Origin of the sequence: Pseudomonas sp. NY5710 (assembly GCF_013305665.1) — a bacterium.
Lineage (GTDB): Bacteria > Pseudomonadota > Gammaproteobacteria > Pseudomonadales > Pseudomonadaceae > Aquipseudomonas > Aquipseudomonas juntendi.
Window position 1 is genome coordinate 2,779,790 of record NZ_CP045554.1, and the last position, 23,803, is coordinate 2,803,592.

A 23,803-nucleotide genomic window follows, 5' to 3' on the forward strand; every position below is an offset into this window, starting at 1 on the left:
GAACGGAATGCACCCGCAACCCAACGCGACCGAGGCTGACGACACCCCCACTTACCAGCAAGGCAGCACCCTGAAAGACGCAGATGAACGGCAATGAAGCTGCCGGTAACGGCGGCAAGGAGTGGGTATGTCCCGGGCTTTTTTCAATGAAATGTACGACGCGAACGGCAGCTGCCGCCCGCACTACCAGGAGTTCGCCCGCTGGCTGGCGAACACCCCGCTGGAGCTGCTGGAGCAGCGCCGGCGCGAGGCCGACCTGCTGTTCCACCGCGCCGGTATCACCTTTACCTTGTATGGCGACAAACAGGACACCGAGCGGCTGATCCCCTTCGATATCATCCCGCGCAGCATCCGCGCCAGCGAGTGGCGTACGGTCGAGCGCGGCTGTATCCAGCGCGTGCAGGCCCTGAACCTGTTCCTGGAAGACATCTACCATGACCAGCGCATCCTCAAGGCCGGGATCATCCCGCCAGAGCAGGTCCTGGCCAACGAGGGTTATCAGATCGCCATGCAGGGCCTGGACCTGCACCGGGGCCTGTATGCGCACATCGCCGGCGTGGACCTGGTGCGCGATGGCGATGGCAGCTATTTCGTGCTGGAAGACAACCTGCGCACCCCCAGTGGTGTCAGCTACATGCTCGAAGACCGCAAGATGATGATGCGCCTGTTCCCCGAGCTGTTCGCCGCCCAGCGCATCGCGCCCATCGACCACTACCCCAACCTGCTGCTGGACACGCTCAAAAGCGCCAGCCCGCTGGATAACCCCACTGCTGTGCTGCTTACCCCAGGACGCTTCAACAGTGCCTATTTCGAGCATGCCTTCCTCGCCCGCGAAATGGGCATCGAGCTGGTCGAAGGCGCCGATCTGTTCGTGCGCGACGAGCATGTGTACATGCGCACGACCGCCGGCCCGCAACGGGTCGATGTGATTTACCGCAGGCTGGACGACGACTACCTCGACCCCCTCTCATTCAACCCCGACTCGATGCTGGGCGTGCCCGGGCTGATTTCGGTGTACCGCGCCGGCAACGTAGTGCTGGCCAACGCGGTGGGCACCGGCGTAGCCGACGACAAGTCGATCTACCCTTATGTCGCCGACATGATCCGCTTTTACCTAAGCGAGGAGCCGATCCTCAACAACGTACCGACCTGGCAATGCCGCAAGCCGGCCGACCTGTCCCATGTACTGGCCAACCTGCCCGAGCTGGTGGTCAAGGAAACCCAGGGCTCCGGCGGCTACGGCATGCTGGTCGGGCCCGCCGCCACTGCCGCGCAGATCGAGGACTTCCGCGCCCGCATCAAAGCGCGCCCACATGCCTATATCGCGCAACCGACCTTGTGCCTGTCCACCTGCCCGACCTTTGTCGACAGCGGCATCGCGCCGCGGCATATCGACCTGCGCCCGTTCGTACTGTCGGGCGGCGAAACCCGCCTGGTGCCAGGCGGCCTGACCCGCGTGGCGCTGAAGGAAGGCTCGCTGGTGGTCAACTCGTCGCAAGGCGGCGGCACCAAAGACACCTGGGTGGTGGAGGACTGAACCATGCTTTCGCGAACTGCTTCCGATCTGTACTGGATGTCCCGCTACCTGGAACGTGCGGAAAACCTGGCGCGCATGCTCGAGGTCAGCTACTCGCTGTCACTGATGCCGCAGGCGGGGCGCAGCGACGGCCATGCCGAACTGGCCATGTCACTGTTGGCCTCGGGCACGCTCGACGACTACATCCGTCGCCACGCCGAGCTCGACACCGAGCGCATGCTGCACTTCTTCGCCCTTGATGCCACCAACCCCGGCAGCATCTACTGCTGCCTGCAGGCGGCCAGGACCAACGCCCATGCAGTGCGCGGGCGGATAACGGCCGACATGTGGGAGAACATCAACGCCACCTGGATCGAAATGCGCAACATTGCCAGCAACGGGCTGGGCCGCTACGGCATCAGCCAGTTCTGTGACTGGGTCAAGGAGCGCTCGCACCTGTTCCGCGGCGCCACCTCCGGTACCATCATGCGCAACGATGCCTACAGCTTCATTCGCCTGGGCACCTTCCTGGAACGGGCCGACAACACCCTGCGCCTGCTCGATGCGCGCTATGAAATGTTCGGCGAGGCCTCCGACGAGGTCAGCGACGACTCGGCCCGGGGGTTTTACCAGTGGAGCGCCTTGCTGCGCGCCCTGACCTCCTACGAAGCCTTCAATGAAATCTACCGCGCCGCGCCCAGTGCCCGGCCGGTGTCAGAATTGCTGTTGCTGCGCGTCGACGTGCCGCGCTCGCTGCATGCCTGTATCGAGGAGTTGGACCAGATCCTGGCCGGCCTGCCTGGCAGTACCGGGCGAGCGGCCCAGCGGCTGGCTGCGGAACTCAACGCGCGGCTGCGCTACACCGCCATCGACGAAATCCTCGACGCCGGGCTGCATCCCTGGCTCAGCGATTTCATCGGCCGCGTCAACCAACTGGGCCAGGCGGTCCATCACTCCTACCTGGAGGTTGTATGAAACTGTCCATCCGCCACGACACCACCTACAGCTACGCCAGCGATGTGTCCAACAGCATTCAGTTCCTGCGCCTGACCCCGCGCAGCAGCGAACGCCAGCGCATCGTCGAATGGCAACTGGACCTGCCTTGCAAGGTGAAGGGCCAGATCGACCCGTATGGCAACATCCTGCATGTGCTGACGCTGGACAAACCCCATGGGCATCTGGCCCTCACTGCCAGCGGCCAGGTCGAGATCGACCCGGGCTGCGAACAGGAGGCAGCCTGCCAGTCACCCCTGCCGTTCTTGCGCGGCAGCCACCTGACCCTGGCCGACGATGCGCTGGTGGCCTTCGCCGCCCAGCAATGCGGCACGCACCGTGACCGCGCCGCATTGATCGACCTGATGCAGGGGCTGGCCGAGCGCATGCCCTACAGCCCAGGGTCGACCTGCGTCGGCACTACGGCCAGCGAAGCGTTCAATGCCGGTGCGGGCGTGTGCCAAGACCATACCCATGCCTTCCTGGCCTGCGCCCGTAGCCTGGGGGTACCGGCCCGCTATGTTTCCGGCTACCTGTGCACCGAGGATGAACAGCACCTGGCCAGCCATGCATGGGCCGAAGCCTGGGTCGACGACGCCTGGTACAGCTTCGACATCACCAACCGCCTGACCCGGCCCGAGCGGCACCTGAAGCTGGCCGTGGGCCTGGACTACCTCGATGCCTGCCCGGTCAGGGGCGTGCGCCGTGGGGGTGGCACCGAGTCCATGCAAGCCAGCGTCCACGTGCATCGCCAGTGACGCCTGGCCCTCAAGCCAGCCTTGCTGCGCGCCTGCAGCAAGGCCACTACCTCTGCCACACAAGGGAACTTGCATGACTTACTGTGTCGCCATGCACCTGCAAGACGGGCTGGTTTTCATCAGCGACTCACGCACCAATGCCGGTATCGACCAGATCTCCACCTTTGCCAAGTTGTTCGTCTTCAGCGTACCGGGTGAGCGCCTGATCGTGCTGCAGACGGCGGGCAACCTGGCAACCTCGCAGTCAGTGGTCAACCTGCTGCAGCAGCGCAGCCAGGGCAGCGGCCCGCACCTGCTGAATGTCGCCACGCTCTATGATGCCACGGTGCTGGTGGCCGATACCCTGCGCGAAGTGGTGTGCCGCGACCGCAGCAAGCTGACTGCCGGTATCGACCTGAGCAGCTCGTTCATCGTCGGTGGCCAGATTGCGGGCGGGCCGATGGCGATCCACAACGTCTATGCCCAGGGCAACTTTTTCCAGGCCACGCGCGACACGCCTTTCCTGCAGTTGGGGGAAAGCAAATACGGGCGGCCCATACTCGACCGCAACCTTGACTATCGCACCCCGCTGGATGAGGCGTTGCGCTGTGGCCTGATCTCGTTCGACTCCACCATCCGCAGCAACCTGTCGGTGGGCATGCCCCTGGATTTGCTGGTGTACCGTGCCGATGCCCTGGAGGCACCGCAGCCCATCCGCATCGCCAGCGACGATGCCTATTACCAGCAGATCCGCCGGCAGTGGGGCGAAGGCCTGAAAACCTTGCTGGCCGAGCTGCCGGCGCCGCCGTATGGCTGAAAAACTAGCCAGCAGCCCCGCCCTCATTGCGGTTGCCCCCACAAAAGGCCTCGTCGGTCCGCGGACACGCAGTCACCACAGACCAGCGTAGGAGCGGATTTACCCGCGAATGCGGTGGCGGCTGCAACGGTGAATGGTCAGGAATTTCGCCAGCAGGCCCGGCCTCTTCGCGGGTGAACCCGCTCCTACAACGGGCGGTGCCTATCCGCATTACGTAGCCATCAACAACCAGCGAATGCGGCGGCGGCTGCAACGGCGAGTGGCCAGGAAATCCCGCCAGCAGGCCCGGCCTCTTCGCGGGTGAACCCGCTCCTACAACGGGCGGTGCCGATCCGCAGATATGTAGTCATCACCGACCAGTGTAGGAGCGGGTTTACCCGCGAATGCGGTGGCGGCTGCAACGGCGAATGGCCGGGAAATCCCGCCAGCAGGTCCGGCTTCTTCGCGGATGAGCCCGCACCCTCAACGGGCCGTGCCGCCCCCAATACGCTTCACCCCCCTCAGCCAAGCAACTGGCTCAATACCGCACGCAACTTGCCTGGTTTCACCGGTTTGTTCAGCAACGGTGCGCCAAGCTTGCGCAACGAGCGCCGGCACTGGTCACTGCGGTCGGCAGTGATGATGACCGCCGGTATGGCGGTGGCGAAATGTTCGCGCAACTGCCGCACCACCTCACACCCCACCACGCCGTGATCCAGATGAAGGTCAGCCAGGATCAGCTCCGGAGCGCGGCCTTCAAGCGCCTGCAAGGCACCCTGCTGGTCGGTGGCGGTAACCACCTCGCAGCCCCACTGCCCCAGCAACGCGCCCATGCTTTCGAGAATGCTCACTTCGTTGTCCAGCACGAGCAGGCGACGGCCCGGCAGCGGGTTGCCGGCAGTGGGCGGGGGCAGCGCGGGCTGCAGGGGCGGCGGCAGCGCCTGGCCAAGCGGCACCTCGATGCTGAACACCGACCCACGCCCAGGCCACGAACGCACTTCGATTCGGTAGCCGAGAATCTTGGCGATCCGCTCGACGATGGCCAACCCCAGGCCTACCCCCTTGCGGTCCGCCGCGCGGCCAACGTCCAGTTGGTTGAACTCCAGGAATATGGCTTGCAAACGGTCCTGGGCAATGCCGCGCCCGCTGTCCCATACCTCCAGGCGCAAGTGTTCGCCGCGGCGCCTCGCGCCCAACAGAACCCGGCCCTCGTCGGTGTAGCGGCAGGCGTTGCTGAGGAAGTTGCGCAGAATGCGCGTCAGCAAGCGCAGATCCGTGCTGACGGCATAATCGGCAACCCTGGCGTGAAATTTCAGGCCCGCGGCATCGGCCACCGAGCGGAATTCTGAAATCAAAGGCGCAAACAGCTCGTCCAGGCGATAAACCGCCACATCGGGCCTGACCGCAGCCTGGTCGAGCCGCGAGATATCCAGCAAATCGGTCAGCAGGTCTTCGGCGCCCTCCAGCGCCTGGTGGGTACGCTCCACCAGCACATGTTCGGCGTCTGGCAGCGGCCGCTCACGCAAGGTGGAGATCAACAGGCGCGCGGCGTTCAGCGGTTGCAGCAGGTCATGGCTGGCAGCGGCCAGGTACTTGTCCTTGCTGCGGTTGGCGGCTTGGGCAGCATCGCGCGCCTCGATCAGCTCATCGGTACGTGCAGCAACCCGTTGCTCCAGTTCATCATTGAGCTGTTGCAGGCGCTGCTGGGCCTGCTTGCGCTCGGTGATATCGGCCACGAACCCTTCAACCAGGCCTTCGTGACCGGGCTTGAGCAGCAAGTTCATCAGCACATCGAGGTGGCTGCCATCCTTGCGCCGCAGCCGGGTTTCATAGCCATGCAGGCTGTGCTCCCTGGCGAGAATCGCGGTAATCGCCTGTAGCTCTTGCGCACCGCCATCGAACAGGTGGGTCGCCAGGTCGGTCAGGGAAAACAGCACTTGCTGTGGGTCGTCATAGCCGAGCATGCGGGCCAGTGCCGGGTTGGCAGCACGCATGCCGTCCTGCAGGCTGGCCTGGAAAATGCCGTGTACGGCGTTCTCGAACAGCCATTTGTAACGGTTGCGCTCAGCTTCCAGTTCATCCAGCCGGGCAGACAATTCCGGGTAATGGCTTTTGCGCGCCGAGTGGTCGCCCAGGCCCAACAGCCCTGCCAGCGCGCGCTGCTGCTCGTCAGAGGGCCTCGCCATAGACCACCTCGACATCTCGCTGGCTCGACGCGCGCGGGTTGGTGAGGATGCACGGGTCATCCATCGCATGTTGCGACAGGAACGGAATATCGGCCGTGCGCACCCCGTGCAGGCCCAAGGTTTCATGGAAGCCGATGGCGTGCTTCAGGGCAATCAGGTGTTCCACCAGGCGGCCGCAGATCTGCCGGTGGTTGAGGCCGCGGCAGTCGATGCCGAAGACCTCGGCAATGACCTTGAAACGCTCGGGCGCCGAACTGTAGTTGAACGCCACCACGTGCTCGACCAGCACCGCATTGCACAGGCCATGAGGCAGGTCGAGGAAACCGCCGAGGCTGTGCGACATGGCATGCACCGCGCCCAGGATCGCGTTGGAGAACGCCAGCCCCGCCTGCATGCTGCCAAGCATGATCTTCTCGCGCAGGGCGATGTCGCCGGGGTTGGCGATCATTTCTACCAGGTTGCCGTTGATCAGGCGCATGGCTTCCAGCGCATGGGGGTCGGTCAGCGGGCCATGACCGGTAGACACGAACGCCTCGATGGCATGCACCAGCGCATCGATGCCGGTACAGGCCGACAGGAACGGGTCCATGCTCAACGTGGTTTGCGGGTCGATCAGCGACACGTCGGGCACCACCGCCTTGCTGACGATGGAGAACTTCATGCGCTCCTGCTGATTGGAGATGATCACGAACTGCGACACGTCGGCCGAGGTACCGGCGGTGGTTGGGATCAGGATCAACGGCGGGCTGGGCACGCGAATCATGTCCACGCCCTCGAACTCGAGGATGCTGCGCCCGTGGGCGACCACGATACCAATGGCCTTGCCGCAATCCATCGGGCTGCCACCACCGACCGCGACGATCACATCGCAGTGGTTCTGCCGGTAGATCTCGGCGCCGAGCATCACCTCCTCGACCCGGGGGTTGGGCGAAACGGCCGTGTACAGGCAATAGTCGATACCCTGCGCCTGCAGGCTGGCCTCGACGTCGGCCACCCAGCCAGCGGCAATCACCCCAGGGTCGCTGACCACCAGGACCTTGCGCGCACCAAAGGTCTTGGCGTAGTTGGCCACATTGTGGCGGCAGCCGGCACCAAAGATGATTTCAGGCGAAACGAACTTGCGAAGGGGGCTGAAACTCTGGCTCATCGTAAAGCCTGTTCTTATTGTTCTGGAAGATAACCGCCAGCGTAAAGCATCCCGCGGCGAAAGCAACCAGACCAAAGCGGCACAGGCATCATTCGATCCACGCCTTGGCGCGGGCCACCTCCAGGAACGCCAGTACGTCCTCGCCAAGGCCGGGAACCTCGGGAAAACGCTGTGCCAGCTGGTCGATGATCGCTGCCGTACTGCGCTGGCCGTCCAGCAACTCCAGCACCCAGCCAGCGCTGGCGTTGAGCTCGATGACGCCCCCCGGGTACAGCAGCACATGGCATGCCTGCAACGGGTCCCAGCGTAGCCGCAAGCCCTTGGCCAGGGCCAGTGTCTGCTGGCGGTCGATCAGTTTCACGTCAGGCACCGGGCGTGGGGATCCGGCCACCTTGACGGTGGCCGGTAGACGTCAGCGATTGGCGAAGTACATCGTCACTTCAAAGCCAATGCGCAGGTCGGTGTAGGCGGGTTTGGTCCACATGGGGCATGTCCTCTTCTTGTGCCGGGCGATTCCGGTAGAGGCATTAATGCATGGGCGGTGGTGCGGGCGAATGCTACTTTGGAACGAGTTTGCCGGGTGCATTGGTAGCAACGGGGTTGCCCCACATTGCCGTCAGGCCAGCCAGGGCGCCTGGGGAGGCGGCCCGGCATTCGTTGCACCGCTACAGCAATGAGGGTGGCTGCGCAGCCGGGCCGCGACACAAAGCCGCTGCTCCAACCGCGCAGGTTCATCAGGGGGTCAGAAGAAGCCCAACGGGTTGATGTCGTAGCTCACCAGCAGGTTCTTGGTCTGCTGGTAATGGTCGAGCATCATCTTGTGCGTCTCGCGGCCCACACCCGACTTCTTGTAGCCACCGAATGCCGCATGCGCGGGGTAAAGGTGGTAGCAGTTGGTCCACACCCGCCCGGCCTTGATGCCGCGGCCCATGCGGTAGGCGCGGTTGATGTCGCGGGTCCACAGGCCGGCACCTAGGCCGAACTCGCTGTCGTTGGCGATCGCCAGGGCCTCGGCTTCGTCCTTGAAGGTGGTCACCCCCACCACCGGGCCGAAGATCTCTTCCTGGAACACGCGCATCTGGTTGTGGCCCTTGAGCAGGGTCGGCTGAATGTAATAGCCGCTGGCCAGATCACCCTGCAGGCGCTCGGCAGCACCGCCAGTGAGCAATTCGGCACCCTCCTCCCGAGCAATCTGCAGGTACGAGAGGATCTTGTCGTACTGCTGCTCCGACGCCTGAGCGCCGACCATGGTTTCGGTGTCCAGCGGGTTACCACGGCTGATCTTGGCGATCTTCTTCATCACCTCGGCCATGAACGGTTCGTAGATCGACTCCTGGATCAGCGCGCGCGACGGGCAGGTGCACACCTCGCCCTGGTTGAAGAACGCCAAGACCAGGCCCTCGGCGGCTTTCTCGATGAACGCCGGCTCCGCCTGCATGATGTCTTCAAAGAAGATGTTCGGCGACTTGCCACCCAGTTCGACAGTCGACGGGATGATGTTCTCGGCCGCGCACTTCATGATGTGCGAGCCCACCGGGGTGGACCCGGTGAAGGCGATCTTGGCAATACGCTTGCTGGTGGCCAGCGCCTCTCCAGCCTCACGGCCATAGCCCTGGACGATGTTCAGCACCCCGGCCGGCAGCAGGTCGGCGATCAGCTCGGCAAAAATGGTGATCGACAGCGGCGTCTGCTCGGCCGGTTTCAGCACCACGCAGTTACCCGCCGCCAACGCCGGGGCGAGTTTCCAGGCGGCCATCAGCAACGGGAAGTTCCACGGGATAATCTGCCCGACCACACCCAGCGGTTCGTGCAGGTGATACGCCACGGTGGTCTCGTTGATTTCCGCCGCGCCACCTTCCTGGGCACGAATGCAGCCGGCAAAATAACGGAAGTGATCCGCCGCCAGCGGCACGTCGGCATTCAGGGTTTCGCGTACGGCCTTGCCGTTGTCCCAGCTTTCGGTAACCGCCAGCACTTCGAGGTTCTGCTCGATTCGGTCGGCGATTTTCAGCAGTGCCCGGGCACGCTCCTGCACCGAGGTCTTGCCCCACGCGTCAGCCGCGGCATGTGCAGCGTCCAGTGCGCGCTCGATATCCTGCGCGGTAGAGCGTGGGAATTCGGCAATCGGTTGGCCGTTGACCGGCGAGCTGTTGGTGAAGTACTGGCCAGCCAAAGGCGCCACGAACTCGCCATTGATGAAGTTGCCATAGCGCGGCTTGAAGGAGACGACGGCGCCTGGGGTTCCGGGTTGTGCGTAGATCATGCTGAGCCTCTGCAGGTCAATGCCTGTCCCACGACAGGCGATATGCCGATGGTAAGAAGCCCCGCCTGCCAGGCGAATGCATCGTTGGCAGCGGGGCTCTCGTCATTTGGTAGTAGGGGTCAAGGTTTGGCGCTGGCGGTCTGCTGCAACTGCTTGGGCAACTTGAAGGTCCAGAGCATGCCGCCCTGGTTGAAGTCCTTGACCCGCTTGGCCACTTCGCCGCCCCACAGCGGCACCGCGCCGCCCCAGCCGGACACCACCGACACGTACTGCTCGCCGTCCATTTCCCAGGTCACCGGCGAACCGAGCACGCCAGAGCCGGTCTGGAACTCCCAGACCTTGTCGCCGGTCTTGGCGTTGAACGCCTGCAGGAAGCCTTCCGGGGTACCGGTGAACACCAGGTTGCCCTTGGTGGTCAGTACCCCACCCCACAGCGGTGCATAGTTCTTGTGGCGCCACACTTCCTTGCCGCTGACCGGGTCGATGGCACGTAGCACACCGATGTAATCTTCGTTGAGCGGCTTGATGGTGAAGCCGGCGCCCAGGAACGCCGCCCCTTTCTTGTAGGCAATGCCCTCGTTCCAGATGTCCATGCCCCACTCGTTGGAGGGCACGTAGAACAGACCGGTGTCCTGGTTATAGGCCATCGGCATCCAGTTTTTCGCACCGAGGAACGCCGGGGCAACGAACACCGAGCTGCCCTTGGCTTCGCTACCCGGTGCCCCCGGGCGGCTGGCCTCGTTGTAGATCGGCCGGCCGTTCTTGTCCAGGCCAGTGGCCCAGGTGATTTTGTCGACGAAGGGGAAGCCGCGGATGAACTTGCCGTTGGTGCGGTCCAGCACGTAGAAGAAGCCGTTGCGGTCGGCAGTGGCGGCGGCCTTGACCTCTTTGCCGCCGTCCTTGTAGTTGAACGAGATCAGCTCGTTGACGCCGTCAAAGTCCCAACCGTCGTGTGGCGTGCTCTGGAAATGCCATTTGATCGTGCCATCGTCCGGGTTCAGTGCCAGGCGCGATGAGGAATACAGGTTGTCCCCTGGGCGCAGGTGGGAGTTCCACGGCGCCGGGTTGCCAGTGCCGAACAGGATCAGGTTGGTTTCCGGGTCGTAGTAGCCGCCCAGCCACGGCGCTGCACCGCCGGTCTTCCACAGGTCGCCCGGCCAGGTCTTGCCGGCTTCGCCACCGGAAATACCGTTTTCGATGGCCTTGCCGTCCTTGTACACATACCCCATGTGGCCTTCCACGGTAGGACGCATCCACAGCAGCTCACCGTTTTCCGGGTTGTAGGCCTGGATCTTGCCCACCACACCGAACTCGCCGCCAGCCACGCCGGTAATCAGCTTGCCGTTGACGATCATTGGCGCGGCGCTGATCGAATAGCCTTCCTTGTGGTCGGCCACCTTCTTGCTCCACACCACCTTGCCGGTGTCCTTGTTCAGCGCCACCAGCTTGGCGTCGAGGGTGCCGAAGAACACCAGGTTGCCGTACAACGCCACGCCCCGGTTGATCACGTCGCAGCATGGGCGGATGTCATCGGGCAGGCGCGCATCGTACTGCCACAGTTTCTTGCCGGTGCGCGCGTCCACGGCGAATACCCGCGAGTAGGAGCCGGTCAGGTACATCACCCCATCCTTGATCAGCGGCTGCGCCTGTTGGCCGCGCTGCTTCTCACCGCCGAAGGAAAACGCCCAGACCGGGCGCAGTTCCTTCACGTTGTTGGTGTTGAGCATGTCCAGCGGGCTATAACGCTGGCCCTGCACGCCCAGGCCATTGGTCACGATCTGCTGGGGGTTCTTCGGGTCCTGGAGGATGTCTTCAGTGCTGACGGCGGCGTGGGCAGCGCCGGCCAGCAACATGGCGCTGAGCACCAGGCTCACGGCGAACGCGGGACGACGTGGGGATCGGGTCATGTCGGCTACCTTTGGTTTTTTTGTTGTGCCCGGGAAATTTTCCCGGTGTGCCGGGAATTCTTGGTCCCGGGGTGTTTGCCAACAATTGCTCGCAGTGTGGAGATTTCTAGTTCCTTGGTAGCAGCTGCCTTTTAAACGAAAGGGGCGCAAAGCGGCCCCTGGGTTGGTGTCAGCGGAAATTGCCGGCGCTGCTGCGCCGCCCTTTCGGGGCGCATGGCCGCTCCCACGCCGTAGTGTCTGGCTCAGGGCGTACTATCTACCCGCCGAAGTTGCTGGCGTTCGTACCACGGGTATAGGTGGCTGACACTGCGAATAAGCTCGTAACGCGTCAGGCTCAGGCCAGCAAAGCGCTCGGGTATCGGGCTGCGGATCATTTCGGCCATATCGTCGCCACGGGCGGCGCCGTCGCGCAGCAGGTTGTCCAGCCAGGTGAGGTAGTCGCGCATCTGCACAAAGGGTTGCGCATCACTGGCCAGCGGCCCGTGGCCGGCTACCAGCTGCTTCCAGGGCAGCGCCTGCAAGGTGTCGAGGTCGTGCAGCCACACATCGAGGCCCGGGCTGTTGGGGGTGGTCAGGGCACGCTGATAAAACAGCAGGTCGCCGGCAAACAGCACCCCGGTCGTTTCATCGAGGATCGCCAGGTCCGCACCGGTATGCCCGCGTAGCCCGAGCAGGCGCAGGCGGTGCCCGCCCACCTCGCGCACACCCGGCTCCACGACCCGGGTCCGCAGCACCACCTCGGTGCCTCGCATCCAGTCACCAACCAGGCGGTACATGTTTTCCGCCATGGCATCGCCTTGCTCGCGCAGCAACGCTGCGGTGCCGGCCAGGGCGCCGATGGGCACGTCGGTGAACGCCTGGTTGCCCAGCACATGGTCCGGGTGATGATGGGTCAGCAGCACTTCCAGCACCGGCTTGTCGGTCACCGTGGCAATCGCCTGGCGCAAGGCCTCGCCATAGCGTCTGGACGGCCCGCTGTCGATCACCACCACCCCCTCGTCGGTCACGATGAAGGCCGTGTTGACCACGTTGCCGCCATTGGCCTTGGCGAAGTTGTCGGTACTGCCCTCCAGCAGCCAGGTACCCTCGGCAATCTGCCGGGGGGCGAGCCGGTAATCCAGGTTGGCCTGGGCCGCAAGGCCCAGGCACAACAGCAACAGCAGGATCCAACGCATGGCAGGCGCCTCGGTTCAGGGGTGGATGGCGACCGCGCTCAAGGCACTGCCGCTTCGAACTGGTTACCGCTGTTGTCCTGCAACAACAGCCGGGTCGGCCCGGGGCCCTGGATATCGAAACTCAGGTTCGGGTTCTCGCTGACTGCCGGGTACAGCGTCAGGCTGGCCAGGCGCTGGCCATCGGCGCCTTGCAACTCGGCATGGTTGAGGTAGAACTCGGGAATGCCACTGACCAGGCCGTTGTCCATCGGGTGCGCCACCTGCAGGCGCAGGCGGCTGCTGTCGCCACGCGGGTAGCGGCCCCCCAGCACCTCGCCGAGGTGCTCTTCCCAGCCGGGCTGGGTGCGCACCACGCTGGGGGCGGTACAACCACCGCCGGCAGCATCGATCAGGGTCGAGCCCACGTGCCACAGGCCGTCGCGCGTGAGCACCGCCGCGCGAAGTGGTGTGGCCTGCTCGATACGGATACGCAGCGATAACCACGGCAGTACCCGTTCGCCGGGCTGGAAGTCGACAATGCGCGGCAGCGGGTTGAGTTCGGCCCAGGCAATGATGCGCACCACCTCGCCAGTGAACGCGCGGGCATCGATTTCCAACGGCACCTGGCGTGCGTCCTCGGCAAAAGGGGGAGCCAGCAGCTTGACCCGCTCATCGAAGACGAACGCTGCCTGGTCGAGCAGTTGCTTGTGGTAGAAGTCCCACATCACCGAGGGCACCGGGTCCTGGCTGGCACGCGGCTCGCTGGCCAGGGCCTGGCTTGCCCAAGGTAGCCAGCAGGCCAGCAGCAAGGTTGCTTTGAGGTTCATGATCCGCTCCCATTTACCGGGCTGCCGAGCCCAGGCTACTGGTACATTTCCGGCACCTGGTAACGCAGGCCGTACTGGGCATAGATCGCCTGCATGCGCCCCTCCCGTATCAACACCTCTAGCGCCTCCTCGACCGCATAGGCCAACTGCCGGTTGCTTTCATGCACGGCCATGCCGATGTCCCAGGCCTGCTTGCCCAGGTTGGGGTACGCATTTTCCGCCAACGCCAGCTGTGGGTTCGCGGCCTCATGCAGTTGCCAGTCGACCTCGCCGCGCATGGCCATCACCGCGTCTACCTCACCGGCCTGCATGGCGGCGAAGGCTTGCTGCACGCCGGGGTAATGGTGGGTCTTGGCGCTGAGCATGCCGTTGAACACCGAGGTTAGGTAGAACGACGGCACGCTGTCGACCTCTACCCCGATTGGATGCTGCTGGAACACCGCGACACTGGCCACCGTAGCCAAGCGGCGGCGGTCATAGGCCACCTGCCAACGTTCTTGCTGATACGGGCCGAACATCACCACCTGGGCGTTTTCCAGCTCGCCCAGCTCGTTGCGCTTCTGCGCATAGTCGTGGTCGTAGGGCACTCGCAGCATCAGGTCTGCCAATTGCTGATGGCGCAGCGGGCTGCCGCGCCAGATGTAGTCCCGCAGGTCGTCGTCGAGCTTTTCCCCAGGCGGCGCCCAGATCAGTTTCAGGCGCACGCCCATCGCCTCGGCCAGTGCCTGCGCCAGGTCCACATCCACGCCCCGCGGCTGGCCGTGGTCCTGGAAACTGTATGGCGCAAAGTCCTTGTACACCGCGACCTTCAGCTCCCCGGCAGCGATGATCGTGTCGTAGTTGCGCACTTGCGCCTGGGCCGCCGCACAGCACAGCAACAGGGCACCGAACAGCACCGCCATCAGGCGCATGGCCGTTACTCCTCGACGTGCACGCTGTCCAGGTATGTGCGCACCGCCCACAAGGCCTCCTGGCTCAGGTAGTCGGCCATTTTCGGCATGTACACGCGGCCGTCGCGCACCGCGCCATGGCGCACACGCTCGACGAACCATTCATCGCCGGCGTCGCCGGCATCGAGCAGCCGCAGGTCCGGGGCAATGCCGCCAGACTTGGCTTCCAGGCCATGGCAGGCCGCGCAGTTCTGGTTATAGGCCGAGGCGCCGATCTCGACTGCCTTGTCGTGTTCCGGCGAGCTGCGGTAAGGGTTGACCGCCGCCCAGCCGTCTGCGTCCAGGCTCACCCCAGCGTCCTTGACCGGGGTCAGCCCCTTGGTCTCTACCGCCTGTGGGACTACATTGCCATGGGCCCAGGCCGTACCGGTCATTACCGCGCCGGCCAACAAGGCTGCAGCAAGCCACACATTGCGTTTTGTTGTCATTGTTATGCCCTCACCATTGCACGCAAAGCCTCAACCACAGAGGCCGTGTCGCCATCTTAAAAACACCCGCCACCCGGCCGAATGCTGCTTTGGTGGTCGCGCCTTACTCCCTTGGTAGTAGGGCTTGTGGCGAACGGCCAAATGAGGTGCCGGCCGGGAACTCTTCCCGGCAATGGCGGGATTTTTTCCGTATCCGGCGAACGCCCCGGCGGCCCACCCTGTGCAGGCCAAAACCTCCACTGGGAACTGCAACCATGACAATAAGATCGCTACCCGCCCTTTCCCCGCTGGCCTTGAGCGTGCGCGTGCTGCTGATGGCCGGTAGCCTGGCCTTGGGCAGCGTGGCAACAGCGGCCACCCCCCCTGCGGCAACTGCCACCAAGAACGTCACCTGGGAAGACATCGCCAACGACCACCTCACCACCAACGACGTGCTGCAGTACGGCATGGGCACCAATGCCCAGCGCTGGAGCCCGTTGGCCCAGGTCAACGACAAGAACGTGTTCAAGCTCACCCCGGCGTGGTCCTACTCGTTCGGCGACGAGAAGCAGCGCGGCCAGGAATCGCAGGCCATCGTCAGCGACGGTGTGGTCTATGTGACAGGGTCGTACTCACGGGTATTTGCCCTCGATGCCAAAACCGGCAAACGCCTGTGGACCTATAACCACCGCCTGCCCGACAACATTCGCCCCTGCTGCGACGTGGTCAACCGGGGCGCCGCCATCTACGGCGACAAGATCTACTTCGGCACCCTCGACGCGCGGGTCGTGGCCCTGGACAAGCACACCGGCAAGGTGGTTTGGAACAAGAAGTTCGGCGACCACAGTGCCGGCTACACCATGACCGGCGCGCCGGTGCTGATCAAGGACAAAACCAGTGGCAAGGTCCTGCTGATCCACGGCAGCTCGGGGGATGAATTCGGCGTGGTCGGGCAATTGTTCGCACGCGACCCGGACACCGGGGAAGAAGTGTGGATGCGGCCTTTCGTCGAGGGCCACATGGGCCGCCTGAATGGCAAGGACAGCACCCCGACCGGCGACGTCAAGGCACCGTCCTGGCCAGATGACCCCACCACCGAAACCGGCAAGGTCGAAGCCTGGAGCCATGGTGGCGGCGCCCCTTGGCAAAGCGCCAGCTTCGATCCGCAAACCAATACCATCATAGTCGGGGCAGGCAACCCGGGGCCTTGGAACACCTGGGCGCGTACCTCGAAAGACGGCAACCCGCACGACTACGACAGCCTGTATACCTCCGGCCAGGTCGGTGTAGACCCGAGCACCGGCGAGGTCAAGTGGTTCTACCAGCACACCCCCAACGACGCCTGGGACTTCTCCGGCAACAACGAACTGGTGCTGTTCGACTACAAAGGCAAGGACGGCAAGGTGGTCAAGGCCACCGGCCACGCCGACCGCAACGGCTTCTTCTATGTGGTCGACCGCAACAATGGCAAGTTGCAGAACGCCTTCCCCTTCGTCGACAACATCACCTGGGCCAGCCATATCGATCTGAAGACCGGGCGCCCGGTGGAAAACCCCGGCCAGCGCCCGGCCAAGCCGCTGCCGGGTGAAACCAAAGGCAAGCCAGTCGAGGTTTCACCGCCATTCCTCGGCGGCAAGAACTGGAACCCCATGGCCTACAGCCAGGACACCGGCCTGTTCTACATCCCCGGCAACCAGTGGAAGGAGGAATACTGGACCGAGGAAGTGAACTACAAGAAAGGCTCGGCCTACCTCGGCATGGGTTTCCGCATCAAGCGCATGTACGACGACCACGTCGGCACTTTGCGTGCGATGGATCCGACCACCGGCAAACTGGTGTGGGAACACAAAGAGCACCTGCCACTGTGGGCAGGCGTGCTGGCAACCAAGGGCAACCTGGTGTTCACCGGCACCGGCGATGGTTTCTTCAAGGCCTTCGACGCCAAGACGGGCAAGGAGCTGTGGAAGTTCCAGACCGGCAGCGGCATCGTGTCCCCGCCCATCACCTGGGAGCAGGATGGCGAGCAGTACATCGGCGTGACGGTCGGCTACGGCGGTGCGGTGCCGCTGTGGGGTGGCGACATGGCCGAACTGACCAAGCCCGTTGCCCAGGGTGGCTCGTTCTGGGTGTTCAAGATCCCGAGCTGGGACAACAAGACCGCCCAGCGGTAATCGCCTGAGGTGGCGTGTACCCGGGGCCGCGTTGCGGCCCCTTCCCCTGGTGCTTATACCCACGAGAGCCATTCGCCATGAACTACCTGCCCATTGCCCTGCTGTTGGCGCTCTCGCCTGCCCTGGCCGCACAGGCCGAAGACGCGGGCGACGATGCCCCACTGACCATCAACGGCTGCGTCATCGCCGAAGCCAGCCAGTGCCCGGGTGCCAACCTGCGCGGCGCCAACCTGGCCAACCAGGACCTGCGCAAGATGAACCTGGCCGGCGCCGACTTGCGCGACGCCGACCTGCGCCACGCCCAACTGGACCTGGCCAACCTGGAAAAAGCCCGCCTGCAAGGCGCCAACCTCACCCGCGCCAGCCTGCAGCAGAGCAACCTGCGCCTGGCCGACCTGAGCAATAGCCACCTGGTGGCCATTCAGGGCTGGGGCTTGTTCGCCCAAGGCGCGCAGTTCGAGAACGCCGACCTCAGCGCGGCCTATCTGCAGTTCGCCCGGTTGTCCGGGGCCAAGTTGCACAAAGCCAACCTGCAGGCTGCCGACCTGGAAATGGCCTGGCTCAGCAAGGCCGACCTGCAGGAGGCCAGGCTGGCCGATGCCAACCTGCAGGAGGCCAAGTTCGGCCAGAGCAACCTGGCGCGCGCCGACCTGCGCGGCGCACGGCAGCATTACGGGAATTTCCAGGAGGCCAACATGGAGGGATGCACAGGCTGCCCCGAAACCTGGGACAAATGACTGATTGCCCCTGCCTGTAGGAGCGGCCTTGTGTCGCGATGGGCTGCAAAGCAGCCCCGGCAATTTGTGCACCATGCTGAAACCCTGGGGCTGCTTTGCAGCCCATCGCGACACAAGGCCGCTCCTACAGGCAGCCCATCCCGACACAAGGCCTACCCCGCTACCCGCACCAGCCCCAGGTCAATCCCCAGGTGCACCAGCTCGGCATGCGAGCTGACCTGCAGCTTGCTCTTGAGCAAGGTCAAATGGTTGGACACGGTCTTGCCACTGATGCACAGTTGCTCGGCAATCAGCCGCGCCGGGGTGCCCTTGGCAAGCATGACGAAAATCTCCAGCTCGCGCTGGGTCATGCGCTGCAGGCGCGGGTCGCTTTCATTGTGCGGGGTGGTGCAGGCCAATTGCGTGGCCAGCGGCTGTTCAATGTAGGCATGCCCGGCCAACACACGCTGCACCGCCTCGATCAGCACCTCGGGCGCCGAATTCTTGGTCAGGTAGCCCGACGCCCCGGCCTCCAGCGCCTGCCGCACCAGGGGCAACTCGTCGTGCATGCTGAAGAACAGCACTCGCAGCTGGGGCAGGCGCTGACGCAGCCGGCGGGTGGCTTCCAGGCCGCTGATGCCCGGCAGGCCGAAGTCCATGACCACCAGGTTGGGCACCTGCTCGTGCACCAGGGCCAGCGCCTCTTCGCCACTGGCCGCTTCGCGCACCTGGATGTCTGGCAATACCGCCCGCAGCAGGCTGGCATAGCCTTGGCGGACCACAGCATGGTCGTCGACCAGTACGATATTCATCACACCTCCTTGGGGATGTTCAGCGCCAACGCCCAACCGCCACCCGGGCGGCTGAAAATGCGTAATTCACCCCCCAGGCTGCGCGCGCGTTCGGCCATCGAGTGCAGGCCAACCCCAGGCCGGCGCGGTTGGCGCGCGCCGCACCCGTTGTCGCGCACGAACAAGCGCAACCCTTTGGCGCTGCGCTGCAGGCGCACCCGCACCTGGCTGGCGCCGGCATGCCGGGCGACATTGGTCAACGCCTCCTGCAGCAGCCGGTACAAGTGCGTCCTGCTCGGCGCGGGCAAGTCTGGCAAATGCTCGCCAACCCGCAGCCGGCAATCGATGCCCTGGCTGGCCTGCCACTGGCTCACCAGCAGGCCAACGGCCTGCGCCAGCGGCATGTGTTGCAGCGCCACCGGATACAGGTCTTGTACCAGGGCACGAAACCCTTGCTGCAAATGTTCGCAATTGAGTTCCAGCTGCTGTGTGGTCTGCTTGACCACGGCGGGCTGGTCGGCCGCCATGCGCAACAGGCAGCCCTGGGCGCGAATCCCGGCCAGGTATTGCCCAAGGTCATCGTGCAGGGCCTGCGCCAGCCGGGTGCGCTCCTGCTCCTGCACCGCCAGCAGGGCCTGGGTCAGCTGCGTATTGTCGGCCCGGGCCTGCTCCAGGTTTGCCACCATCGCGTTGAAGTGCGCAGCCAACTGGCGTGCCTCCGGCAGGTTGGCCTCGCGCAACCGCACGGCCAGGTGCCCCGCCGACACCTGCCGCAGCGCCCCCAGCAATTCAGCCAGCAGCCCCATGGCCCGCCCGACCGCCCAACGGATGGTCACCAGGCTCAATACCAGCGCCAGGCCGCACAAGCTCAGCAATTGCACCAGCGACTCCCAGACTTCGTCGATTTCATCGCGGGCATCCACGGCAATCAGCACCCGCCGGCCATCGCTCAGTGTCAGTAAACGGCCACCTGGGTGGTGTTGACCGAACAGCTGGCGGCCCAGCCAGGCATCCACACCGGCATCCCCCGGCAACAGGGCGGCATCGCCAGCTGCCAGCCAATGCACCCGTACATGGCGCAGGTTCTGGGTCAGGCCCGGCTGCAAACTGGCCGGGTCACGCTCGGCAGTCTCGGCAAGGTAGGTCACCACGGCTTCGGCAGACTGCAGCTCACGCTCCACGTCGGCCACAGCCTGGTGCAGCAGCACCCCGGCACAAGCCACCGTCACCAGGGCGAAGCAGCCGGTGACCCAAAGGTTGATGCGCCACAGCGCAGACAAGTTGAACAGGCGCATGGGAGCTCTCTTCAGGGGTGCCGAGGCCCATCGTAAAACCGTAGGTGGCGCGGGAAATTACTACCTTGGTACCAGCCGAGCGCTACTTTCTGCATATTTCCCGCGCCCGGTGGGGTTCCTATGCTGGCGCCATCTGCCGTGGAGTGTGTCATGCGCCAGCCTGCCCACCTTGCCTTGTCCTGCCTGCTGGCCTTGGTCGCCGTGTTGTCCGCGCCCCTTGCGTCGGCCGCTGCGGGCCAGGCCGACGCCCTACTGCACGTGGGCATCGGCTATCTGGGTTACCGGCCCGACCCGGGCCCGCTGCTGTCCAATATCATCCCCGAACCGGCCGACGCTGGCCTGCAGGGCGCCGAGCTGGCGATCGTCGACAGCAACAGCACCGGCCGTTTTCTCAAGCAACAGTTCCAGCTGGCCAGCGCCAACGTGGACAGCCCCGAGGCGCTGTTGCAGGCGGCCCAAGCACAACACGAGCAAGGCCTGCGCCTGTTCGTGGTCAACGCCCCGGCCACCAGCCTGCGCGCGTTGGCCGCGGCGCTGCCCGACAGCCTGCTGTTCAATGCCGGCAGCCCCGACGACAGCCTGCGCAGCAGCCAGTGCCTGGGTAACGTGCTGCACAGCCTGCCGGGCCGGGCAATGCTCGCCGATGCGCTGGTGCAGTTCCTGGTGCTGCGCAAATGGCAACGCGCGCTGCTGGTGGTCGGCCAGACCGCAGATGACCAGGCCTACGCCGCCGCCCTGCGCCGCTCGGCGAAACGCTTCGGCGTGCAGCTGGTCGCGGAAAAAGCCTGGACCTTCGACAACGACCAGCGCCGCAGCGCCCAGGCCGACATGCCGCTGTTCACGCAAACCGCCGAATACGATGTGGTGCTGGTGGCCGATGAGCGCGGTGACTTTGGCGAATACCTGCCCTACCAGACCTGGTACCCGCGGCCAGTGGCGGGCACCCAGGGGTTGACCCCCACCGGTTGGCACAAGACCGTGGAAACCTTCGGCGCGGCGCAACTGCAAAAACGTTTCGAGGCCCAGGCCGGGCGCTGGATGAACGACCGTGACTTCGCCGCCTGGATGGCCGTGCGCAGCATTGCCAGCACGGTCAGCAAACTGCGCCAGGCCGACCCACGGGCGCTGCAACAGCTGCTGCTCAGCGAGCAACTGCCCCTGGACGGTTTCAAAGGCCGCAAGCTCAGCTACCGGCCCTGGAACGGCGAGCTGCGCCAACCGATTGCGCTGGTACAGCCTCGCGCACTGGTCAGCACGTCGCCACAAGAGGGCTTCCTGCACCCCTTCAACGAAATGGACAGCCTGGGCTACGACAAGCCCGAAGTGACCTGCACGTACCCCTGAGCCGACAACCACAACAACAAGGAATACGCCATGCGCCGCCCTCTGCTTTCCCGCGCCCTGCTCTACCCCAGCCTGCTGACGGGCGCCCTGGCGCTGGCCTGCGGGCATGCGGTGGCCGCCACTGCCTGGGTGTCCAACGAAAAGGACAACAGCCTCAGCCTGATCGACCTGCAGACCCTGGAGGTCATTGAAACCCTTGCGGTCGGCCAACGCCCTCGGGGGCTGCTGCTGTCGCATGACAACAAGTTGCTGTACATCTGCGCCAGCGATTCCGACCGGGTACAGGTGATGGACGTGGCCACCCGCAAGATCATCAAGGAACTGCCCTCCGGCAAGGACCCCGAGCAGTTCGCCCTGCACCCCAACGACCGCTGGCTGTACGTTTCCAACGAAGACGATGCGCTGGTGACCGTGATCGACACCGTGACCGACCAGGTACTGGGGCAGATCGATGTTGGTATCGAACCTGAAGGCATGGCCGTCAGCCCCGATGGCAAATGGGCGGTCAACACCAGCGAAACCACCAACATGTTGCACTGGATCGACACCAGCACCCAGACCCTGGCCGACAGCACCCTGGTCGACCAGCGCCCGCGCTTCGTCGAATTCAGCCAGGACGGTTCCAGGCTGTGGGCCTCGGCGGAAATCGGCGGCACGGTGACTGTCCTTGACGTTGCCACGCGCCAGGTGCTGAAAACCCTGAACTTCCAGATCAAGGGCGTGCACCCGGACAAGGTCCAGCCGGTGGGCATCAAGCTCAGCGCGGACGGCAAGTATGCCTTCGTCGCCCTGGGCCCGGCCAACCATGTGGCGGTGATCGATGCCAAGACCTACGAGGTGCTCGATTACCTGCTGGTCGGGCGGCGGGTCTGGCAGTTGGCGTTCTCCCCCGACCAGCGCCGCTTGCTGGCCACCAACGGGGTCAGCGGCGATGTATCGGTAATCGATACGCAGAACCTCAAGGTGCTCAAATCGGTGAAAGTCGGGCGCTACCCCTGGGGCGTGGTGGTCACCCCATGAACGCCCTCGAGGTGGCCGATGTGAGCTTCGCCTACGGCCAGCGCGAGGCGCTGCGGCAGGTCGGTTTCAGCCTGGCACCGGGCCGTTTTGCCGCGTTGCTGGGCCCCAATGGCGCCGGCAAGTCGACCCTGATCGCCCTGCTGACCCGCCTGTACGACCTGCAGCACGGCGATATCCGGGTGTGCGGCTGCTCGTTGCGCGACGCCCCGCGCCCGGCACTGCGGCAGATGGGCGTGGTGTTCCAGCAGAGTACCCTGGACCTGGACCTGAGCGTGGAGCAGAACCTGCGCTACCACGCCGCGCTGCATGGCCTGTCACGGCGCCAGGGCAACCAGCGGGTAGAGGCCGAGCTGGCGCGCCAGGGCCTGGGCGAGCGCCGCCACGACAGCGTGCGCGAGCTGAATATCGGCCACCGCCGGCGGGTAGAAATCGCCCGTGCGCTGCTGCACGAGCCACGCCTGCTGCTGCTCGACGAGGCCAGCGTCGGCCTCGACCCGGCCAGCCGCCTGGCGCTCAACCAGCACGTGCGGCAGCTGTGCCGCCAGCAGCAGTTGAGTGTGCTGTGGACCACCCACCTGCTGGACGAAGTGCAGCCTAGCGACGACCTGCTGATTCTCCATCAAGGGCGCCTGGTGGCCAGCGGTACCGCCGATGCCCTGAGCTTGCAGCACGGCGGCGACCTGGACCATGCCTTTGCCCACCTGACCCGGCAGCCTTCAGGAGCCCACACCCGATGAACGCCTACTGGCAGTGTTTCAACGGCATCATGCTGCGCGAATGGCTGCGCTTCGTATTGCAGCGCACGCGCCTGCTCAGTGCCCTGGTGCGCCCGTTGCTGTGGTTGCTGGTGTTCGCTGCCGGTTTTCGGGCAGCGCTGGGCATTGCCATCATTGAGCCGTACGACACCTACATCCCCTACGAGGTGTACATCATCCCGGGGCTGGCCTGCATGATCCTGCTGTTCAACGGCATGCAAGGGTCGCTGTCGATGGTCTATGACCGGGAAATGGGCAGCATGCGCGTGCTGCTGACCAGTCCCCTGCCGCGGCCGTTTCTGTTGGCCAGCAAGTTGCTGGCGACCTCGCTCATTTCCTTGCTGCAGGTGTACGCGTTCCTCGCCATTGCCTGGGTGTACGGTGTGCAACCGCCGGCGGCGGGGTTGCTGCTGGCACTGCCGGCGCTGCTGCTGGTGGCGTTCATGCTCAGTGCCCTGGGGCTGCTGCTGTCTAACGCCATCCGCCAATTGGAGAACTTTGCCGGGGTGATGAATTTCGTGATCTTCCCGCTGTTTTTCCTGTCTTCGGCGCTGTATCCGTTGTGGAAGATGCGCGAAGCCAGCGAGTGGCTGTACTGGCTGTGCGCGGTGAACCCGTTCACCCATGCCGTGGAGCTGGTAAGGTTTGCCTTGTACCAGCGCCTGAACCTGTTGGCGCTGCTGGTGTGCCTGGGCTTGACGGTGCTGTTCACGCTGCTGGCGATCGCCACCTTCAACCCCCAGCACGCAGCGTTGCGCAAGCCGCGATGATCCCGTGGCCTGGCGCAGCCCTTACGGGCAGCGCTAAGCCACCTACTACTTTAGTACT

At 64.6% G+C, this 23,803-nt stretch carries 22 protein-coding genes; 10 read left to right on the plus strand and 12 right to left on the minus strand.

Going from position 1 to position 23,803, the window contains the following annotated elements:
• Positions 1-127: 127 nt before the first annotated feature.
• From GEV39_RS12465 to GEV39_RS12480, 4 genes are all read left to right on the plus strand, one after another.
• A complete protein-coding gene (locus tag GEV39_RS12465; RefSeq protein ID WP_173889361.1) occupies positions 128-1,537 on the plus strand; it encodes a circularly permuted type 2 ATP-grasp protein in 1,410 nt (469 codons plus the stop codon).
• Between the two features lie 3 nt (positions 1,538-1,540).
• Positions 1,541-2,491, plus strand: coding sequence for an alpha-E domain-containing protein (locus GEV39_RS12470; RefSeq protein ID WP_173889363.1), 951 nt, complete (start codon positions 1,541-1,543; stop codon positions 2,489-2,491).
• Positions 2,488-3,267, plus strand: coding sequence for a transglutaminase family protein (locus tag GEV39_RS12475; protein ID WP_173889365.1), 780 nt, complete (start codon positions 2,488-2,490; stop codon positions 3,265-3,267). Before GEV39_RS12470 ends, GEV39_RS12475 begins: the two co-directional genes overlap by 4 nt.
• 73 nt (positions 3,268-3,340) lie before the next feature.
• Entirely contained in the window at positions 3,341-4,063 is a 723-nt protein-coding gene (locus GEV39_RS12480; protein ID WP_173889366.1) for a proteasome-type protease, read from the plus strand.
• 500 nt (positions 4,064-4,563) lie between these two features.
• Here the strand turns inward: GEV39_RS12480 and GEV39_RS12485 are convergent, their stop codons facing one another.
• The 10 genes from GEV39_RS12485 to pedF form a co-directional block, all read right to left on the minus strand.
• Entirely contained in the window at positions 4,564-6,228 is a 1,665-nt protein-coding gene (locus GEV39_RS12485) for a PAS domain-containing hybrid sensor histidine kinase/response regulator (protein ID WP_173889368.1), read from the minus strand.
• Complete coding sequence (gene ercA, locus GEV39_RS12490) at positions 6,212-7,375, minus strand: alcohol dehydrogenase-like regulatory protein ErcA (RefSeq protein WP_009682320.1); 1,164 nt, start codon at positions 7,373-7,375, stop codon at positions 6,212-6,214. Before ercA ends, GEV39_RS12485 begins: the two co-directional genes overlap by 17 nt.
• Positions 7,376-7,463: 88 nt before the next feature.
• Positions 7,464-7,736: a pyrroloquinoline quinone biosynthesis peptide chaperone PqqD gene (gene pqqD / locus GEV39_RS12495; RefSeq protein WP_173889370.1), complete on the minus strand. Its 273-nt coding sequence runs from the start codon at positions 7,734-7,736 to the stop codon at positions 7,464-7,466.
• A 51-nt stretch (positions 7,737-7,787) separates the two neighbouring features.
• Positions 7,788-7,859, minus strand: coding sequence for a pyrroloquinoline quinone precursor peptide PqqA (gene pqqA, locus GEV39_RS12500; protein ID WP_003243383.1), 72 nt, complete (start codon positions 7,857-7,859; stop codon positions 7,788-7,790).
• Between the two features lie 258 nt (positions 7,860-8,117).
• Positions 8,118-9,638, minus strand: a complete 1,521-nt coding sequence (exaC, locus tag GEV39_RS12505; RefSeq protein WP_173889372.1) for an acetaldehyde dehydrogenase ExaC — start codon at positions 9,636-9,638, stop codon at positions 8,118-8,120.
• 119 nt (positions 9,639-9,757) lie between these two features.
• Entirely contained in the window at positions 9,758-11,545 is a 1,788-nt protein-coding gene (pedH, locus tag GEV39_RS12510; RefSeq protein WP_173889374.1) for a PQQ-dependent alcohol dehydrogenase PedH, read from the minus strand.
• Positions 11,546-11,787: 242 nt separating this feature from the next.
• Complete coding sequence (locus GEV39_RS12515; protein ID WP_173889375.1) at positions 11,788-12,720, minus strand: quinoprotein relay system zinc metallohydrolase 1; 933 nt, start codon at positions 12,718-12,720, stop codon at positions 11,788-11,790.
• A 38-nt stretch (positions 12,721-12,758) separates the two neighbouring features.
• Positions 12,759-13,526, minus strand: coding sequence for a quinoprotein dehydrogenase-associated SoxYZ-like carrier (locus GEV39_RS12520; RefSeq protein WP_054913001.1), 768 nt, complete (start codon positions 13,524-13,526; stop codon positions 12,759-12,761).
• 35 nt (positions 13,527-13,561) lie between these two features.
• Entirely contained in the window at positions 13,562-14,437 is an 876-nt protein-coding gene (locus GEV39_RS12525; protein ID WP_173889377.1) for a substrate-binding periplasmic protein, read from the minus strand.
• 5 nt (positions 14,438-14,442) lie between these two features.
• Complete coding sequence (gene pedF, locus GEV39_RS12530) at positions 14,443-14,904, minus strand: cytochrome c-550 PedF (protein WP_173889379.1); 462 nt, start codon at positions 14,902-14,904, stop codon at positions 14,443-14,445.
• Between the two features lie 254 nt (positions 14,905-15,158).
• Between pedF and exaA the strand changes: the two genes are divergently transcribed.
• Both exaA and GEV39_RS12540 read left to right on the plus strand, forming a co-directional pair.
• On the plus strand, positions 15,159-17,054 hold the full coding sequence (exaA, locus tag GEV39_RS12535) for a quinoprotein ethanol dehydrogenase (protein WP_173889381.1): 1,896 nt from the start codon (positions 15,159-15,161) through the stop codon (positions 17,052-17,054).
• Between the two features lie 77 nt (positions 17,055-17,131).
• Entirely contained in the window at positions 17,132-17,791 is a 660-nt protein-coding gene (locus GEV39_RS12540; protein ID WP_173889383.1) for a pentapeptide repeat-containing protein, read from the plus strand.
• Positions 17,792-17,943: 152 nt separating this feature from the next.
• On the opposite strand, the gene GEV39_RS12545 is transcribed toward GEV39_RS12540, so the two are convergent.
• Both GEV39_RS12545 and GEV39_RS12550 read right to left on the minus strand, forming a co-directional pair.
• Positions 17,944-18,582 carry a response regulator gene (locus tag GEV39_RS12545; protein ID WP_054913003.1) on the minus strand — a complete coding sequence of 213 codons (639 nt, stop codon included), beginning with the start codon at positions 18,580-18,582 and terminating at the stop codon, positions 17,944-17,946.
• On the minus strand, positions 18,582-19,856 hold the full coding sequence (locus GEV39_RS12550; protein WP_173889385.1) for a sensor histidine kinase: 1,275 nt from the start codon (positions 19,854-19,856) through the stop codon (positions 18,582-18,584). The genes GEV39_RS12545 and GEV39_RS12550 overlap by 1 nt, the downstream gene beginning before the upstream one ends.
• Before the next feature lie 150 nt (positions 19,857-20,006).
• On the opposite strand from GEV39_RS12550, the gene GEV39_RS12555 reads away from it, so the two are divergent.
• Genes GEV39_RS12555 through GEV39_RS12570 form a run of 4 tightly spaced genes read left to right on the plus strand, consistent with a single transcriptional unit; the run spans position 20,007 to position 23,745 of the window.
• A complete protein-coding gene (locus GEV39_RS12555; RefSeq protein WP_173889387.1) occupies positions 20,007-21,200 on the plus strand; it encodes a lanthanide ABC transporter ABC transporter substrate-binding protein PedA1 in 1,194 nt (397 codons plus the stop codon).
• Between the two features lie 30 nt (positions 21,201-21,230).
• Entirely contained in the window at positions 21,231-22,220 is a 990-nt protein-coding gene (locus GEV39_RS12560; protein WP_173889389.1) for a YVTN family beta-propeller repeat protein, read from the plus strand.
• Positions 22,217-22,957 carry a lanthanide ABC transporter ATP-binding protein PedB/LutE gene (locus GEV39_RS12565; RefSeq protein ID WP_173889391.1) on the plus strand — a complete coding sequence of 247 codons (741 nt, stop codon included), beginning with the start codon at positions 22,217-22,219 and terminating at the stop codon, positions 22,955-22,957. Before GEV39_RS12560 ends, GEV39_RS12565 begins: the two co-directional genes overlap by 4 nt.
• A complete protein-coding gene (locus GEV39_RS12570; protein ID WP_173889393.1) occupies positions 22,954-23,745 on the plus strand; it encodes a lanthanide ABC transporter permease protein PedC in 792 nt (263 codons plus the stop codon). Before GEV39_RS12565 ends, GEV39_RS12570 begins: the two co-directional genes overlap by 4 nt.
• Positions 23,746-23,803: the final 58 nt, after the last annotated feature.

Excerpts from the sequence above, each read along its gene's own strand:
- GEV39_RS12465 (WP_173889361.1), top strand. The coding sequence starts at position 128 with ATGTCCCGGGCTTTTTTCAATGAAATGTACGACGCGAACGGCAGCTGC.
- GEV39_RS12470 (WP_173889363.1), top strand. The coding sequence starts at position 1,541 with ATGCTTTCGCGAACTGCTTCCGATCTGTACTGGATGTCCCGCTACCTG.
- GEV39_RS12475 (WP_173889365.1), top strand. The coding sequence starts at position 2,488 with ATGAAACTGTCCATCCGCCACGACACCACCTACAGCTACGCCAGCGAT.
- GEV39_RS12480 (WP_173889366.1), top strand. The coding sequence starts at position 3,341 with ATGACTTACTGTGTCGCCATGCACCTGCAAGACGGGCTGGTTTTCATC.
- GEV39_RS12485 (WP_173889368.1), bottom strand. The coding sequence starts at position 6,228 with ATGGCGAGGCCCTCTGACGAGCAGCAGCGCGCGCTGGCAGGGCTGTTG.
- ercA (WP_009682320.1), bottom strand. The coding sequence starts at position 7,375 with ATGAGCCAGAGTTTCAGCCCCCTTCGCAAGTTCGTTTCGCCTGAAATC.
- exaC (WP_173889372.1), bottom strand. The coding sequence starts at position 9,638 with ATGATCTACGCACAACCCGGAACCCCAGGCGCCGTCGTCTCCTTCAAG.
- pedH (WP_173889374.1), bottom strand. The coding sequence starts at position 11,545 with ATGACCCGATCCCCACGTCGTCCCGCGTTCGCCGTGAGCCTGGTGCTC.
- GEV39_RS12515 (WP_173889375.1), bottom strand. The coding sequence starts at position 12,720 with ATGCGTTGGATCCTGCTGTTGCTGTTGTGCCTGGGCCTTGCGGCCCAG.
- GEV39_RS12520 (WP_054913001.1), bottom strand. The coding sequence starts at position 13,526 with ATGAACCTCAAAGCAACCTTGCTGCTGGCCTGCTGGCTACCTTGGGCA.
- GEV39_RS12525 (WP_173889377.1), bottom strand. The coding sequence starts at position 14,437 with ATGCGCCTGATGGCGGTGCTGTTCGGTGCCCTGTTGCTGTGCTGTGCG.
- pedF (WP_173889379.1), bottom strand. The coding sequence starts at position 14,904 with ATGACAACAAAACGCAATGTGTGGCTTGCTGCAGCCTTGTTGGCCGGC.
- exaA (WP_173889381.1), top strand. The coding sequence starts at position 15,159 with ATGACAATAAGATCGCTACCCGCCCTTTCCCCGCTGGCCTTGAGCGTG.
- GEV39_RS12540 (WP_173889383.1), top strand. The coding sequence starts at position 17,132 with ATGAACTACCTGCCCATTGCCCTGCTGTTGGCGCTCTCGCCTGCCCTG.
- GEV39_RS12545 (WP_054913003.1), bottom strand. The coding sequence starts at position 18,582 with ATGAATATCGTACTGGTCGACGACCATGCTGTGGTCCGCCAAGGCTAT.
- GEV39_RS12550 (WP_173889385.1), bottom strand. The coding sequence starts at position 19,856 with ATGCGCCTGTTCAACTTGTCTGCGCTGTGGCGCATCAACCTTTGGGTC.
- GEV39_RS12555 (WP_173889387.1), top strand. The coding sequence starts at position 20,007 with ATGCGCCAGCCTGCCCACCTTGCCTTGTCCTGCCTGCTGGCCTTGGTC.
- GEV39_RS12560 (WP_173889389.1), top strand. The coding sequence starts at position 21,231 with ATGCGCCGCCCTCTGCTTTCCCGCGCCCTGCTCTACCCCAGCCTGCTG.
- GEV39_RS12565 (WP_173889391.1), top strand. The coding sequence starts at position 22,217 with ATGAACGCCCTCGAGGTGGCCGATGTGAGCTTCGCCTACGGCCAGCGC.
- GEV39_RS12570 (WP_173889393.1), top strand. The coding sequence starts at position 22,954 with ATGAACGCCTACTGGCAGTGTTTCAACGGCATCATGCTGCGCGAATGG.